The sequence below is a fragment of the Streptomyces sp. NPDC029956 genome, assembly GCF_055574655.1.
Window position 1 is genome coordinate 1 of the sequence record NZ_JBVHZJ010000104.1, and the last position, 14,482, is coordinate 14,482.

Annotated in this window: 14 protein-coding genes; 6 read left to right on the plus strand and 8 right to left on the minus strand. The window is 73.7% G+C overall.

From position 1 onward, the window contains the following. Nucleotides 1–195 precede the first annotated feature (195 nt). The gene (locus ACZ4XX_RS39610; RefSeq protein WP_468512664.1) at nucleotides 196–366 is read right to left on the minus strand and encodes a hypothetical protein; all 171 of its coding nucleotides are present in this window, start codon (nucleotides 364–366) and stop codon (nucleotides 196–198) included. A 77-nt stretch (nucleotides 367–443) separates the two neighbouring features. Further along, complete coding sequence (locus ACZ4XX_RS39615; RefSeq protein ID WP_468512665.1) at nucleotides 444–1,277, minus strand: TIGR02452 family protein; 834 nt, start codon at nucleotides 1,275–1,277, stop codon at nucleotides 444–446. A gap of 227 nt (nucleotides 1,278–1,504) precedes the next feature. Here ACZ4XX_RS39615 and egtA point away from each other — a divergent pair, with 227 nt between their 5' ends. Genes egtA through egtD form a run of 4 tightly spaced genes read left to right on the plus strand, consistent with a single transcriptional unit; the run spans nucleotide 1,505 to nucleotide 5,800 of the window. After that, the gene (egtA, locus tag ACZ4XX_RS39620) at nucleotides 1,505–2,764 is read left to right on the plus strand and encodes an ergothioneine biosynthesis glutamate--cysteine ligase EgtA (RefSeq protein ID WP_468512666.1); all 1,260 of its coding nucleotides are present in this window, start codon (nucleotides 1,505–1,507) and stop codon (nucleotides 2,762–2,764) included. Further along, a complete protein-coding gene (gene egtB / locus ACZ4XX_RS39625) occupies nucleotides 2,761–4,086 on the plus strand; it encodes an ergothioneine biosynthesis protein EgtB (protein ID WP_468512667.1) in 1,326 nt (441 codons plus the stop codon). Before egtA ends, egtB begins: the two co-directional genes overlap by 4 nt. Then, nucleotides 4,086–4,838 (plus strand): ergothioneine biosynthesis protein EgtC, encoded by a 753-nt coding sequence (gene egtC / locus ACZ4XX_RS39630; protein WP_468512668.1) that lies wholly within the window; start codon nucleotides 4,086–4,088, stop codon nucleotides 4,836–4,838. The genes egtB and egtC overlap by 1 nt, the downstream gene beginning before the upstream one ends. Further along, a complete protein-coding gene (gene egtD / locus ACZ4XX_RS39635; RefSeq protein ID WP_468512669.1) occupies nucleotides 4,835–5,800 on the plus strand; it encodes an L-histidine N(alpha)-methyltransferase in 966 nt (321 codons plus the stop codon). Before egtC ends, egtD begins: the two co-directional genes overlap by 4 nt. Here egtD and ACZ4XX_RS39640 read toward each other — a convergent pair. The 6 genes from ACZ4XX_RS39640 to ACZ4XX_RS39665 all read right to left on the minus strand — a co-directional run bounded on the left by ACZ4XX_RS39640 (nucleotide 5,695) and on the right by ACZ4XX_RS39665 (nucleotide 10,659). Beyond that, nucleotides 5,695–6,603 carry a lysophospholipid acyltransferase family protein gene (locus ACZ4XX_RS39640; protein WP_468512670.1) on the minus strand — a complete coding sequence of 303 codons (909 nt, stop codon included), beginning with the start codon at nucleotides 6,601–6,603 and terminating at the stop codon, nucleotides 5,695–5,697. The two genes, egtD and ACZ4XX_RS39640, sit on opposite strands and share 106 nt — an antisense overlap. Beyond that, nucleotides 6,600–7,487 (minus strand): GNAT family N-acetyltransferase, encoded by an 888-nt coding sequence (locus ACZ4XX_RS39645; RefSeq protein WP_468512671.1) that lies wholly within the window; start codon nucleotides 7,485–7,487, stop codon nucleotides 6,600–6,602. Before ACZ4XX_RS39645 ends, ACZ4XX_RS39640 begins: the two co-directional genes overlap by 4 nt. 137 nt (nucleotides 7,488–7,624) lie before the next feature. Next, nucleotides 7,625–8,872 (minus strand): extracellular solute-binding protein, encoded by a 1,248-nt coding sequence (locus tag ACZ4XX_RS39650; RefSeq protein WP_468512672.1) that lies wholly within the window; start codon nucleotides 8,870–8,872, stop codon nucleotides 7,625–7,627. A gap of 423 nt (nucleotides 8,873–9,295) precedes the next feature. After that, a complete protein-coding gene (locus tag ACZ4XX_RS39655; RefSeq protein ID WP_468512673.1) occupies nucleotides 9,296–9,517 on the minus strand; it encodes a dodecin in 222 nt (73 codons plus the stop codon). Between the two features lie 111 nt (nucleotides 9,518–9,628). Continuing rightward, nucleotides 9,629–10,168, minus strand: coding sequence for a GNAT family N-acetyltransferase (locus ACZ4XX_RS39660; protein WP_468512674.1), 540 nt, complete (start codon nucleotides 10,166–10,168; stop codon nucleotides 9,629–9,631). Then, nucleotides 10,168–10,659, minus strand: coding sequence for a phosphatase domain-containing protein (locus ACZ4XX_RS39665; RefSeq protein ID WP_468512675.1), 492 nt, complete (start codon nucleotides 10,657–10,659; stop codon nucleotides 10,168–10,170). The genes ACZ4XX_RS39660 and ACZ4XX_RS39665 overlap by 1 nt, the downstream gene beginning before the upstream one ends. Nucleotides 10,660–10,757: 98 nt before the next feature. Between ACZ4XX_RS39665 and ACZ4XX_RS39670 the strand changes: the two genes are divergently transcribed. Further along, nucleotides 10,758–11,792: an MsnO8 family LLM class oxidoreductase gene (locus ACZ4XX_RS39670; RefSeq protein WP_468512676.1), complete on the plus strand. Its 1,035-nt coding sequence runs from the start codon at nucleotides 10,758–10,760 to the stop codon at nucleotides 11,790–11,792. 289 nt (nucleotides 11,793–12,081) lie between these two features. Continuing rightward, on the plus strand, nucleotides 12,082–14,482 hold a 2,401-nt coding region (locus tag ACZ4XX_RS39675), incomplete at its 3' end, for an ATP-binding cassette domain-containing protein (RefSeq protein ID WP_468512677.1).

Sequence of the window (14,482 nt, forward strand, 5' to 3'; positions counted from 1 at the left end):
AGAACCCAAGAAAGGGGGCGCAGGAAGGAAACCACCTCCACGACAAAGAGCAGCACAACCGCCACTACCCCACCACCACCACCCCCCCGCCCCCCGGCCTCGTACCCCCGTCGGCTCCCCGCCTCGCTCCGTGCCCGCTCCGCCCAGTCGGCCGGCCCCGGCAGCGACCGAGGCCGAACTCACTGGTGGGCCACCTCAGTTGTGGCCGAACTTCCGTTCCTTGCGATGCGACGCGTGCTCCACCAGGGGCATCGACGTCTCGCTCTTGGGAGCAGCCGAAGTCCGTTCCTTCGCGGCTGCCTCGGTGCGGTGCTCATGGCCGCCGGTACGGGCTCCCCGGTTCGTCCGGGTCTGTTTCTTGCCCACGATCGTGCCTCCCGTGACGGGTGTCGGACTGTGGTCCGTATCCCCTCAGCCTGGCACGGGGGTGCGAGCCCCGCATGTCAGGCGGTGGCCGCTCCGACGACCCGGGTGAAGGCGGCCAGCGTGGGTGCGCCCGGGGCACGGTCCAGTACGGCGAAGACGATCTCCTCGAAGTGGCCGGCGAAGCGGCCGCCCCCGGTGAGCAGTGCCATGAAGGCACCGGCGACCTGTTCGGGGTCGTTCTGGAAGACCCCGCAGCCCCAGGCGCCGAGCACGAGCCGCCGGTAGCCGGCCGCGGCGGCCGTCTCCAGGACCCGCTCGGCCCGGGAGGCGAGGGCGCCCGGCAGGCGGTCGACGAGGGCGGGGGTGCGGCGGCGGACGACGCCGGCGTTGGGCGCGGGCGAGGTGAGGAAGCCGACGGTGAAGGGCTTGGCGAGGAGGGTGCCGCGGTCGTCGCGGAAGACCGGCACGCGGGGCGAGTGGATGACCCGGTCGGTGTAGAGGACGTCGCGGTCCTCACGGTGGTGGGCGTAGTAGCCGGGGGCGCGGAGCAGGGTGGCGTGGAGGGCGGAGGAGCGGCAGAGCGCCTCCTCCTGGGCCTGGGCTCCGTTGAGGTAGCCGCCGCCGGGGTTGCGGGCGGAGGCGAAGTTCAGGACGGCCACGGGGCGGTTCGCGTCGGCGGCGGTCATCCGCCGGGCGGCGGCCAGGCTGCTCTCGCCGGTGACGTCGAGGGTGGGCGTCCGGTCGGTGTCGGGGGTGACCGTGACGGGCTCGGGACCGTGGAGTCGCGTTCCGGCCAGCGCGGCGGCGAGGTCCTCGGCGACGGAGACGGTGCGGCCGCCGGGGGCCTGGTAGTGGCCCGCGGCAACGATCTCCTCGGTCTGCCGCGCGATCGCGCGCAGTCGTGCACTCATGGCCTCAGGATGATCGTTTGATCCGGTCCGGGACAAAGGATTTTCCCGGGATGCGGCCGGTTCCCGAGAGGACCTGCCCGGGGCGGTTTCCGGCCGGTCGGGTGCCCACGGGCCGCGTTCGGCGGTCTCGGGGCGCTCTTGCACGCCGCTCGGCGGTGGCTTTAGGTGGAAGCAGAACTTCCCGGGGCCGGTCCCGACGGCCGGCCTGACGACCAGGAGGTGTACGGATGTCGTCCAGCGGCATACGGAGCGGCGAGCCCCCTCTCGCGGAGGCGGAGGCGGAGGAACTGCTGCGATGTATCTGCTTCAAGACCGGCCCGCCCCGCACCGTGGGGGTGGAGCTGGAATGGCTCGTGCACGAGCTGCGTGACCCCCGGCTCCCCGTCCGTCCGCCGAGGCTCGCGGCGGCCCTCGACACCGTACGGTCCCTGCCGCTGGTGTCGTCCCTGACCTTCGAACCCGGCGGGCAGTTGGAGCTCAGCTCGCGCCCGGCCGGTTCCCTCATGGAGTGCCTCGACTCCCTCGCCGCCGACCTCCTGGCGGTACGGTCGGCGCTCGGACCGCTCGGCCTCACCCTCAGCGGATACGGGGTGGACCCCTGGCACTCGCCGCGCGGCCGGGTGCTCCACGAGCCGCGGTACGACGCCATGGAGGCCGCGCTGGACCGCACCGGACCCGCCGGTCGGGCGATGATGTGCGACTCGGCATCGGTGCAGATCTGTCTGGACGCGGGCCTCGAGGAGCCGGGGCCGCTCGGCTACCACCGGCGCTGGCAGCTCGCCCATCTCCTCGGTGCGGTGCTCGTGGCGGCCTTCGCCAACTCCCCGGTGCACCGGGGGCGCCCCACCGGCTGGCGCTCGACGCGGCAGGCGCTGTGGACGGACCTCGACCCGCGGCGGACCCTCGCCCCCCTGCCGGACGGCGAGCCGCGCGCCGAGTACGCGGCCCACGTCCTTGACACCCCGGTGCTGTGCGTGCGGGCCGACGAGGGGCCGTGGGCCGTGCCGGAGGGGATGACCTTCCGCGACTGGCTGCGCTCGGGCCTGCCCCGGCCGGCCGACGCCGACGACCTGCGGTACCACATGACGACGCTCTTCCCGCCGGTGCGGCCGCGCGGCCATCTGGAGCTGCGGATGGTCGACGCGCAGCCGGGCCCGGACGGATGGATGGTTCCGGTGGCCGTGACGACGGCGGTGTTCGACGATCCGGAGGCGGCGGAGACCGTGTACCGGGCGGTGAAGCCGCTCGCGGAGCGGGCCGGCTACGCCCCCGCCCCGCGCAACCCGCTCTGGCTGTCGGCGGCCCGTGACGGCCTGACCGACCCCGAGCTGCACGCCACCGCCCTCACAGTGTTCGCCGCCGCCCTTGAGGCGCTGCCGCGGATCGGGGCGAGCGAGGAGGTGCGGCGGGCCGTCGCCGCCTTCCACGAGCGGTACGTGATCCCGGGGAGCTGCCCGGCCGACGACCTGGAGGTGCTGACGTCATGACGGAGACCCGGACCGAGCTGGGCCCCGAGGCCCTGCGCCGGCACGCCCTGGACGCCCTGACCGCCGCGCGGGCCCGTACGGCGCTGCTCACCTCCTGCGTCGAGGACGGTGAACTCACCGCCCAGCACTCCCCCTTGATGTCTCCGCTGGTCTGGGACCTGGCGCACATCGGCAACCAGGAGGAGCTGTGGCTGTGGCGGGCCGTCGGCGGGAAGGAGGCGCTGCGGCCCGAGATCGACTCGCTCTACGACGCGTTCGAGCACCCGCGCTCCGCCCGCCCCTCGCTGCCGCTCCTCGCGCCGGGCGAGGCACGGACCTACGCGGCGGACGTACGGCTGCGCGTCCTCGACGTGCTGGAGCGCTCCGAGTTCGACGAGCGTCCGCTCCTCCGCGCCGCCTTCGCCTTCGGTCTCGTCGCCCAGCACGAACAGCAGCACGACGAGACGATGCTGATCACCCATCAGCTGCGGAAGGGGCCCGCCGCGCTGACCGCTCCCCCGCCACCGCCCCTGCGGAGCGACCCGCTTCCCGCCGAGGCCCTCGTGCCCGGCGGTCCGTTCACCATGGGAGCCTCCGATGAGCCGTGGGCGCTGGACAACGAACGTCCGGCGCACATGCGGATCGTGCCCGCCTTCCACATCGACACCGTGCCGGTCACCAACGGCGCCTATCTGGCCTTCATGGCCGACGGCGGCTACACGGACCAGCGGTGGTGGCGGCCCGAGGGCTGGGCGCAGATCCGGGAGCACGGCATCGCGGCCCCGCTGTTCTGGCGCCGGGACGGAGCCCAGTGGCTGCGCCGCCGGTTCGGGGTGACCGAGCCCGTGCCGGAGGACGAGCCGGTCCTGCACGTGAGCTGGTACGAGGCGGACGCCTACGCGCGCTGGGCGGGCCGCCGGCTGCCGACCGAGGCCGAGTGGGAGAAGGCCGCCCGGTACGACCCGGACTCCGGACGCTCGCGCCGCTATCCGTGGGGTGACGCCGATCCGGGTCCCGAACACGCCAACCTCGGGCAGCGGCATCTGCGGCCGGCGGCCGCGGGCAGCTATCCGGAGGGTGCGTCGCCCCTCGGCGTACGGCAGTTGATCGGCGACGTGTGGGAGTGGACGGCGAGCGACTTCCTGCCGTACCCGGGTTTCACCGTGTTCCCGTACAAGGAGTACTCGGAGGTGTTCTTCGGCCCCGACCACAAGGTGCTGCGCGGGGGTTCCTTCGCCGTCGACCCGGTCGCCTGCCGGGGCACCTTCCGCAACTGGGACCTGCCGGTGCGCCGCCAGATCTTCGCCGGCTTCCGCACGGCCCGCAGCGCGGAGCTCGACTGATGTGCCGTCACATCGCCTATGTGGGCGAGCCGGTGGCGCTGGGCGAGCTGCTGGTCCGGCCGGAGCACGCCCTGCTGCGCCAGTCCTGGGAGCCCCGTGCGCAGACCAGCGGTGTGGTGAACGCCGACGGGTTCGGGGTGGGCTGGTACGCCGAGGGCGATCCGGTGCCGGCCCGGTACCGGCGCCCCGGCCCGATCTGGGGCGACCTCTCCTTCGCGGACCTGGCCCGGGTGGTGCGCTCCCGGTCACTGCTCGCCGCGGTCCGCGGGGCGACCCTGCCGGGCGCCGACGGGGAGGCCGCCGCGGCGCCGTTCGCCGCCGGGCCCTGGCTGTTCAGTCACAACGGCGCCGTCAGGGGCTGGCCGGGCTCGCTCGCGCCGCTCGCCGCGAGCCTCCCGGCCGGCGAGCTGCTCGGGCTCGAGGCCCGGACCGACTCGGCGCTGCTCTGGGCGCTCGTCCTGCACCGGCTGCGGTCCGGTGACGCGCCGGGCCCCGCCCTGGCCGACACGGTGCGGGAGGCCGCCGAGGCGGCCCCCGGCTCCGGTCTCACCCTGCTGCTCACCGACGGGTCGCTGATCGCCGCGACCGCCTGGGAGAACAGCCTCTGGTACCTGAAGGGTCCCGACCGGGTGGTCGTGGCCTCCGAACCGTACGACGACGATCCACGCTGGCGGGAGGTCCCCGAGCACACGCTCGTGACCGCCACCCGCGCCGACGTCACCCTCACCCCGCTCAAGGAGCCCTCCGCGTGAGCCCGTTCCAGCTGACCCGCACCCTCGCCCCGGACGCCGCCGGCGCCGATCTGCGCGCCGACGTCCTCCACGGGCTCAACCGCTCCCCCAAGGAGCTGCCGCCCAAGTGGTTCTACGACGCCCGGGGCAGCGTGCTCTTCGAGGAGATCACCCGGCTGCCCGAGTACTACCCGACCCGGGCCGAGCGGGAGATCCTGAAGGAGCGGGCTCCGGAGATCGCCGCCGCCACCGGGGCCAGGACCCTGGTCGAGCTGGGCTCCGGCTCCTCGGAGAAGACCCGGTTCCTGATCGACGCGCTGCTGCCCGGCCTGGACAGCTATGTGCCGGTGGACGTGAGCGAGTCCGCGCTGACCGGGGCCGCCGAATCCCTGCTCGCCGAGCGACCGGGACTGCACGTCCACGCGCTGGTCGCCGACTTCACCCGGGGGCTCGCGCTGCCCGGGACGCCGGGGCCGCGGCTGGTGGCCTTCCTCGGCGGCACGATCGGCAATCTGCTGCCCGGCGAGCGGCGGACCTTCCTCCGCTCCGTACGGGCGATGCTGACACCGGGCGACGCGCTGCTGCTCGGCACGGACCTGGTGAAGGACGAGTCGACGCTCGTGGCCGCGTACGACGACTCGGCCGGGGTGACGGCCGCCTTCAACAAGAACGTGCTCGCGGTGATCGACCGGGAGCTGGACGCGGACTTCGACCCGGACGCCTTCGACCACGTGGCGGTGTGGGACCCCGAGCGGGAGTGGATCGAGATGCGGCTGCGGGCCCGCCGCGCACTGACCGTGAAGATCCCGGAGCTGGATCTCGTGGTGCCGTTCGCGGCGGGCGAGGAGATGCGGACGGAGGTGTCCGCGAAGTTCCGTCAGGCGGGTGTCCGGGCCGAGCTCGCGGAGGCGGGCCTCGACCTCGACCGCTGGTGGACCGACAGCGAGGGCAGGTTCGCGGTGTCGCTGGCCACCGCCCGCTGAGCGGCGGCCGCCAGAGCCCGGCGGTCCGGGTACAGGGCTCCGGGCAGGGGCTCCCGGAGCCGGACGACGGCGGTGAGCCGGCGGGTGGACACGACCCGCCACAGCGAGGAGCCGAGCGGGTCGGCCCCGACGTACGCGGCGGCGTCCGTGGGCCGGTAGTCGATCCGTACCGGCTGCACGGCGCAACCGGCGTCGAGGGCGGCTTGGAACGCGGCCGGGCGGAACCGGCCGCGTTCCCGTCCGCACCAGGTCGAACCCTCGGGGAAGACGACCACACGCCCGCCGCCCGCGAGCACGCCCGCCATGGTCCCTACGGTGCCGGGCAGGGCCATGATCCCTTCCCGGTCGATGAAGAGGGTGCCGCCGAGCGCGGCGAGCGTGCCGAGGACGGGCCAGCGCCGCACCTCGGACTTGGCGACCGCGCGGCCGGGCAGGACGGCGGCGATCAGCGGGATGTCGAGCCAGGAGACGTGGTTGGCGACGACGAGGAGCGGGCCACCGACGGGGGCGGCCGCTCCCTCGTGGCGGACGTGGACGCCGAAGGCGCGTACGACGGCCCGCATCCAGTACCGGACGAGGGTGAGCCGGGCGGCGGTCGGCAGGAGGCCGGCCGGCGGGGCCAGGAGGAGACCGAGGAGGACGGTGCCGAGTCCGGCGATCAGCCGGACCACGGCCCGGACGGCCCCGGCCGGGTCCGCCTCGGCGGCGAGCCGACGGTGGGCGGACTGGGGATGGGCGGCGCAGCGGCCCGGGGTGCAGGGCGCCGTGGGGAGCCACGGCGAGAGGGCCGTGGTCCCGTTCACCGTGCCGGGGCGAGCGAGAGGAAGTGGTTGAGGTAGCGCGGGTTGGTCCGGCGCAGCGAGAGCAGGACGTAGAGGTCGGCGACGCCGAATTCGGGGTCGTGCGCGGGGGCACCGCAGACCTGGGCGCCGAGCCGGAGGTAGCCGCGGAGCAGGGGCGGCAGTTCGGTGCGGCCCTCGGGGCGGGTGATGCCCTCGGGGCTCCAGAGCTTGTGCGGGGTGACCCAGTGCTCCTCCGGGGCAAGGTGCTTGGCCTTGACCGTGTCCCAGGTGGCGGCGGCCAGGGTGCCGCCGTCGGCGAGCGGGAGGGAGCAGCAGCCGGCGAGCCAGTTGTGGCCGGTGTTCGTCATGTAGCGGGCGAGCCCGGCCCAGATGAGGGCGATGACGGCGCCGTTGCGGTGGGCGGGGTGGACGCAGGAGCGCCCGACCTCGACCAGGTCGTGCCGGATCGGGGCGAGCCGGGTGAGGTCGAACTCGCCCTCGGAGTAGAGGCGCCCGGCGACCGCGGCCCGGTCGGGCGGCAGGAGGCGGTAGGTGCCGACGACCTCGCCGCTGGTCTCCTCGCGTACGAGGAGGTGGTCGCAGTACGCGTCGAAGGCGTCGATGTCGAGGCCCGGTTCCGGGCCGTCGAGCCGGGCGCCGAGTTCGCCGGCGAAGACCAGGTGGCGCAGCCGCTGGGCGGCACGGACGTCCTCCTGGTCGCGGGCGAGTCCGACGAGGTAGCGGGGGGCGGGCTCCCCTGCCGGGGCCGGGGGCGCCGCCTGCTCGACGAGGGCCTGCGGCGCTGGCTGCTCGGCGAGCGGCCGAGGCTGGGGGTGGGGGTGGGGGTGGGCGGGTACGGCGAGCGGCTGAGCGGGGACGGCGAGCGTGGGCGTCGGTGCGGCCATGTCGGGCTCCTCCGGCGTACGGAAGGGTAAGGGGCGGGCCGGACCGTGTGAGCGGTGGCCCGGCTCCTTACTTCTTCCGTGACCGGCTGGATTCGACATGACCGTCCGGCGGCTCGCGGGTGTGGAGGCGCTGAATGCTATTCGGCGAGGGTGTCCGTGATCTCGGCCGAGGCCGCCTTGGCGGCCTTCAGCGGGTCCTCGCCCTGGAGGACGGCCGTCATGTAGGGCTTGATGGGGTTGTCGGCCTCGACGTCGGCCCACTGGGGGGAGTTGGGGGTGGCGCGGCCGCGCGCGGCGCCCCTGGCCATGACGGCGGTGGCCTCCTGGCCGGCGACGACGGAGGCGAGACCCTTCTTGTTGGGCACGTAGCCCATGCTCCGGGCGAGGTCGGTCTGCCACTTCTCGCCGGCGAGCGCCTTGACGACGTCGAGGGCGGCGCCGCGCTGGGGTGCGTTCTCCGGGATGATGAGGTCGGAGCCGCCGGTGAAGACGGCGCAGGGCCGGCCCTCCTCGGCGCCGGGTATCGGGAAGTAGCCGAGCTTGTCCTTGAGGGCCGGGTTGGCCTTGAGGATCGCGGCGACGGCGCTGGGCGCGGCGATGAGCTGGGCCACGTCGCCCTTGGCGAAGACGTCGGCCTGCGGCGGGTTCTGCTCGTCGGCGTCCTTGGGGCCGGAGCCGAGGGACTGGAGTTCCTTGTAGTAGGCCATGCCGCGCCGGGCCGCCGGGCTCTCCAGCGCGCCGGTCCACTCGCCGCCCGTGTCGGTGGCGAGTTCGCCGCCCTCGTCCCAGATGAATCCGGCGAGGGTGTACCAGTCCTGGCCGGCGAGGTAGATGCCCTGGGAGCCCTTGCTGTTGAGCTTCTCGGTGTCGGTGAGCCACTGGGCACGGGTGGCCGGCGGCTTGTCGATGCCGGCGTCGGCGAACAGGTCCTTGTTGTAGATGACGATGCGGTTGGCCGCGTACCAGGGGATCCCGTACTGGGCTCCGCCGATGCTGCCGGGCTCGGCGAGACCGGGCAGCCAGTCCTCGCTGCCGAGGTCGCGGACCGACTCCAGGGTGAGGTCGAAGAGCTTCTCGGTGTCGGCGTACTGGGCGACCTGGGTGTTGCCGACCTCGATGACGTCGGGTCCGCCGGGGCCCTGGATGGCCTCGGTGACCTTCTTGCCGATGCCGGTCCACTCCTGGACGGTGACCTGGAGTTCGACGCCGTCGTGCTCCCCCTCGTACGCCTCGGTGAAGCGGTTGAGGAAGTCCTCGCTGACGCTGTCCCGCATGAGCCAGATGTTGACGGTCTTCGTCCCACCGCCTCCCGGGAGCATCCCGCAGCCGGCGAGGGCGAGCGCTGTGGCGGCTGCCAGGGGACAGGCCAGATGGCGGTTCTTCACGTAGGTCACCTTCTGCGGTTCAGCACAGGGTCGTGCGGCATGGGGGGCTGACCCGACATGGGGGGACCGAACGGGGTGTTCGCGCGGGTATGTGGCCTGGATTCTGGTCTGGACCAACGAGATGGTCAAGTCCTTGACCACCGTCGCGAGGACCGCGAGCGCACCATGCGCACCCTTACCGAAGGTAACTCCCCGTCGGTAACATTTGATGCGGTGTGCGACGGGGGAGGAAGCACAACAAAGCCCCCGAGCGATGCCACTGAGGCATCGTCGGGAGCTTCGGACCGGCGGCACGGGCCGGCGGAGCGCTACAAGACCGGGGCTACGGACCGGGCTACGGACCGGCGATCCAGACCGGCGGCGCGGGGCGGCGGCGCCGTCGATCCGGGCCGGAGGCCCGGCCGGGGCGGGTGAGGGACAGGCCTAGCCGGGGCCGGGCTCCTCCAGACGGAAGCCGACCTTCATGCCCACCTGGAAGTGGGCGACCTGCCCGTCCTCGACGTGGCCACGGATCTCCGTGACCTCGAACCAATCGACCGAGCGCAGCGTGTCGCAGGCCCGGGTGATCCCGTTCCGGATGGCGGTGTCGACGCCTTCCGAGGACGACCCGACGATCTCCGTGACGCGGTAGACGTGATCTCCCATGGCGGCCTCTCCTTCGCGTTCCGACTCCATCCACACTGCACGGAACCGGAGACCGCCGCGAGTCGAGCCGGACCGCACTCCCCGTCCCGTCCCGTCCGCGTCGCCTCCGCGTCACATCGGACGGGAATGCAGCCGGACCGGCCCCTCGGGCCACCGGCTTCCCTTCCGCAGCGGGAACCACATCGTCCGCAGGGGCATCGTCGCCGGGCCGTCGGGCTGTTCCACCTCCACGTCGCCGTCCACCTCGCTCCAGCCGAGCCGCGCGTAGAGGCCGGAGACGTCCGGGCGGCAGAACAGCAGCGCGAACTCGGGCCCCAGCGTTCGCGCGTGCTCAAGGGCCCCGCCCACCACCTGCGCGGCGAGCCCCCGGCCCCGCTGGTCCGAAGCGACGGCCACCCCTCCGAGGCCCACCACGTCCATCCGGCTGCCACCGGCCGACAGGGGCAGGACGAGAAGCCCCGCGTGGGCGAGGAGCCGGCCGTCCGCCCTGATCCCGAAGTGGTGCTCCTTGGGCAGCCAGACCAGACCCCATGCGTCCACCCCGAACGGGTCGGCCGCGTCCCCGAAGATCTCGGACCGGTCGTACGCCTCCAACCGGACCACGCGCGATGCCGCGGTGCACCGCTCGGAGGTGGGCCGCTCCGCGCTCATCAGGTCCGGCCCTCCTTCTCCTGGGCGTCCCTCAACTCCTCGGAGGGGGTCTCCCACCGGGCGCGTACGACGGGGAAGCCGGCCTCCTCGGCCGCGTCGCAGACCAGCAGGTCGTCGTCGACGAGCATCCTGATCACACGGTCGGCACCCAGCCGCCGCAGGACCTCCACCTTGGTCACCCGGGCGGGCCGGAAGTCCCGGTTGCGGCGCATGTGGACCGGCCCCTCCGGGAGCCCCTGCGCGGCCAGCCAGGCCAGGGTGTCCCTGCGGCAGCGCTCCGGGCGTCCGGTCAGGTAGACGACGTCGCACTCCTCGGCCGCCTCGCGGCACAGTGCGATCCCCTCGTCCAGCGGCGGATCGTCGGGCGCCGCCGCGAAGAAGGCGTCCCAGTCCTTGGGACGCCGCTCCAGGAAGTGCTGGCGGTGGGCGGTCGCGGCAAGCGTGTTGTCGAGGTCGAAAACGGCCAGGGGCCGGTGGTTGTCGGCTGTCACCCGGCCCAGCCTAGAAGGTGCCCGGGGGCGGCACCCCGACACTGTCGATCAAGAGCGGGATACGGGAATCCCTGCACGTGCCGAGCGTTGAACCCCTTGTGAGCACCTTTCCCGACGACATCCGGTTCTCCGTCCTCGACCGTTCCCGCACCCGGGAGGGCGAGGAGGCCCCCCGGGCGCTGCGCGACACGGTGCGCCTCGCCCAGGAGGCGGAGTCCCTCGGCTACCACCGCTTCTGGGTGTCGGAGCACCACGGCGTGCCCGGGGTCGCCGGTTCCGCGCCGACGGTCCTCGCGGCCGCCGTGGCCGCCGCCACGACGGACATCCGGGTCGGCACGGGAGGGGTGATGCTCCCCAACCACCAGCCGCTGGTCGTGGCCGAGCAGTTCGGCGTCCTGGAGTCCCTGTTCCCCGGCCGGATCGACATGGGCGTCGGCCGCTCGGTCGGCTTCACCGACGGCATCCGACGGGCGCTCGGGCGGGACAAGGACGACGCCGACCGCTTCGGGGAGCAGCTCGACGAGTTGCTCGGCTGGTTCACCGGCGAGCGGACCGCCCACCCGGAGGTGCACGCCCGGCCCGCCGAGGGGCTGCGGGTGCCGCCGTTCGTCCTGGCGACCGGCGAGGGCGCGTCGATCGCCGCGGCGGCCGGACTGCCGCTGGTCATCGGGGACCTCCGCGGCCGTGACCGGTTGCTCGCCGCCGTCGGGACGTACCGCTCCGCGTTCCGCCCCTCCTCGTGGTCCGCCGAGCCGTACGTGGTGATCGCCGGGACGGTCGCGGTGGCCGCGACGGAGGCGGAGGCCCGGCGGCTGCTGATGCCGGAGGCCTGGTCGCTCGCGTACTCCCGCACGCGGGGCGTCTTCCCGCCGCTGATGCCGCCCGAGGCGATCGAAGGGCTCACGATGACGGAGAAGCAGCGCGGTCTCTACGAGTCGGGGCTGAGCGGCCACGTGTACGGCACGGAGGAGCAGGTGGCCGAGGCGCTGGAGGGTGCGGTGAAGGAGACCGGGGCGCAGGAGGTCCTGGTCACCACGAGCACGTACGACAGGGCGGCGCTGAGCGAGTCGTACCGGAGGCTGGCGAACGCGGTCGGCCTCACCCCGGGGACGCGGCGGCCGCTCCCGGCCTGACTCCACCGTGTGACGCGGCGCGGAGAGCGGCACGGCGACACGGTCGGCTCAGGGGCGGCTGACGGCCGGCAGCGCCATGTCGTCGGAGCGCGCGCCTTCAAGGGCGGAGCGCGGGCGAGTGCCCCGGCGCTGCCGGAGCGCTTTCCGCCGGGGCCGCGCGCCCGGGGCACCACCTGAACGATCGCCCATGCGGCCCTCCAGGGAGGGAGCCGGGCCACTCCCAGTATGCGGACGCTGCGGCCCCCCTGCGAGCGAGGGGCTTCCCCGGTTCGCCGGATAAAGTCACGGTATGCCCGAAAGCCACCATGATCCGTACGTCCGTGTCCGCGACGCCCGTGAGCACAACCTCGCCGGAGTGGACGTCGACATCCCCCGCGACGCACTCGTCGTCTTCACCGGGGTCTCCGGATCCGGCAAGTCGTCGCTGGCCTTCGGCACGATCTACGCGGAGGCCCAGCGGCGCTACTTCGAGTCGGTGGCCCCGTACGCGCGGCGGCTGATCCGTCAGGTGGGGGCGCCCGCGGTCGGCGAGATCTCCGGACTCCCGCCGGCGGTCTCCCTGGAGCAGCGCCGCTCCTCCCCGAACGCCCGCTCCTCGGTCGGTACGGTCACCACCCTCTCCAACTCCCTCCGCATGCTGTTCTCGCGGGCGGGCCGCTATCCGGAGGGCGCGGAGCGGCTCGACTCCGACGCCTTCTCCCCCAACACGGCCGCAGGCGCCTGCCCTTCGTGTCACGGGCTCGGCCGCGTCCACGACACGAGCGAGGAACTCCTCGTACCGCAGCCGGATCTGTCGATCCGTCAGGGTGCCATCGCCGCCTGGCCGGGTGCCTGGCAGGGGAAGAACCTGCGGGACGTCCTCGACGCGCTCGGCTACGACGTCGACCGGCCGTGGCGCGAGCTCGACCCGAAGGACCGGGAGTGGATCCTCTTCACGGACGAGCGGCCGGTGGTCACGGTCCATCCGGTTCGGGACGCCGACCGCATCCAACGCCCCTACCAGGGCACGTACATGAGTGCCCGACGCTACGTCCTGCGGACCTTCTCCGACTCGAAGAGCCCGACGCTGCGGGCGAAGGCCGAGCGGTTCCTCACCAGCGCGCCCTGCCCGGTCTGCGGCGGCGGGCGGCTGCGGCCGGAGGCGCTCGCGGTGACGTTCGCCGGCCGGACCATCGCCGACCTCGCGTCGGTGCCGCTGACCGCCCTGGCCGGGCTCCTCTCCGCCACGGCGGCGGAGGACGGGGAGACGGCGCGCGTCCTGACCGAGGACCTCGTCGCCCGGATCGCGACCGTCACCGAGCTCGGCCTCGGCTATCTCAGTCTGGACCGGGCCACCCCCACCCTCTCCAACGGCGAGCTCCAGCGGCTGCGGCTCGCCACCCAGCTGCGCTCGGGACTCTTCGGCGTGGTGTACGTCCTGGACGAGCCGTCCGCCGGTCTGCACCCGGCCGACACGGAGGCACTGCTCGTGGTGCTCGACCGGCTCAAGGCCGCCGGGAACTCCGTCTTCGTCGTCGAGCACCACCTCGACGTGGTCCGGCACGCCGACTGGCTCGTGGACGTCGGCCCGCTCGCCGGCGTGCACGGCGGGCGCGTCCTGCACAGCGGACCGCCGGGCGGACTCGCGGACGTCGAGGCGTCCGCGACCCGCCGCTTCCTCTTCGGCCGGGAGCCCGGACCCGTGCGGGAGGTGCGCGCACCGGCCGGGTGGCTGCGCACGGGGCCGGTGACCCGGCACAACCTGCGGTCGGTCGACGCGGCCTTCCCCGTCGGGGTGCTGACGGCGGTCACCGGCGTCTCGGGCTCGGGGAAGTCGACGCTCGTGGGCGCGCTCACCGAGGAGCTCTCCGGGGTGAGCCGGCTGGTGACGGTGGACCAGCGGCCGATCGGGCGCACCCCGCGCTCCAACCTGGCCACGTACACGGGTCTGTTCGACGTGGTGCGCAAGCTGTTCACGGAGACCGCGGAGGCGCGGGCGCGCGGCTACCGGGCGGGCCGCTTCTCCTTCAACGTTCCCGGTGGCCGGTGCGAGACCTGCCAGGGTGAGGGTTTCGTCTCCGTCGAGCTGCTCTTCCTGCCCAGTACGTACGCGCCCTGTCCCGACTGCCACGGCGCCCGCTACAACCCCGAGACCCTCCAGGTCCGGCTGCGGGACCTCACCATCGCGGAGGTCCTCGATCTCACCGTCGAGTCCGCCGCCGTGTTCTTCGAGGACACGGCGGCCGCCGCGCGGAGCCTGCGCACCCTGCTCGACGTGGGCCTCGGCTATCTGCGGCTCGGGCAGCCCGCGACGGAGCTGTCCGGGGGCGAGGCGCAGCGCATCAAGCTCGCGTCCGAGCTCCAGCGGCCGCACCGCTCCCCCACCCTGTACGTCCTGGACGAGCCGACGACGGGCCTGCACCCGGCCGACGTCGAGGTCCTGATGCGACAGCTCCACGGCCTCGTGGACGCCGGCCACTCGGTGATCGTCGTCGAGCACGACATGGACGTCGTCGCCACCGCGGACTGGGTGGTCGACCTCGGCCCGGGCGGCGGCGAGGAGGGCGGCCGGATCGTCGCCGAGGGGCCCCCGGACCGGGTGGCGGGGGGGGGGGGGGGGGGCCCCACGCCGGCCCCGCTCCCGGCCCCTGAGCCCGCCAGACGGAGGTGGGGGACGTCCGCCAGGGGCGGGCTGCCGGAAACCAGGCCCA

Excerpts from the sequence above, each read along its gene's own strand:
- ACZ4XX_RS39615 (WP_468512665.1), bottom strand. The coding sequence starts at position 1,277 with ATGAGTGCACGACTGCGCGCGATCGCGCGGCAGACCGAGGAGATCGTT.
- egtA (WP_468512666.1), top strand. The coding sequence starts at position 1,505 with ATGTCGTCCAGCGGCATACGGAGCGGCGAGCCCCCTCTCGCGGAGGCG.
- egtB (WP_468512667.1), top strand. The coding sequence starts at position 2,761 with ATGACGGAGACCCGGACCGAGCTGGGCCCCGAGGCCCTGCGCCGGCAC.
- egtC (WP_468512668.1), top strand. The coding sequence starts at position 4,086 with ATGTGCCGTCACATCGCCTATGTGGGCGAGCCGGTGGCGCTGGGCGAG.
- ACZ4XX_RS39645 (WP_468512671.1), bottom strand. The coding sequence starts at position 7,487 with ATGGCCGCACCGACGCCCACGCTCGCCGTCCCCGCTCAGCCGCTCGCC.
- ACZ4XX_RS39655 (WP_468512673.1), bottom strand. The coding sequence starts at position 9,517 with ATGGGAGATCACGTCTACCGCGTCACGGAGATCGTCGGGTCGTCCTCG.
- ACZ4XX_RS39660 (WP_468512674.1), bottom strand. The coding sequence starts at position 10,168 with ATGAGCGCGGAGCGGCCCACCTCCGAGCGGTGCACCGCGGCATCGCGC.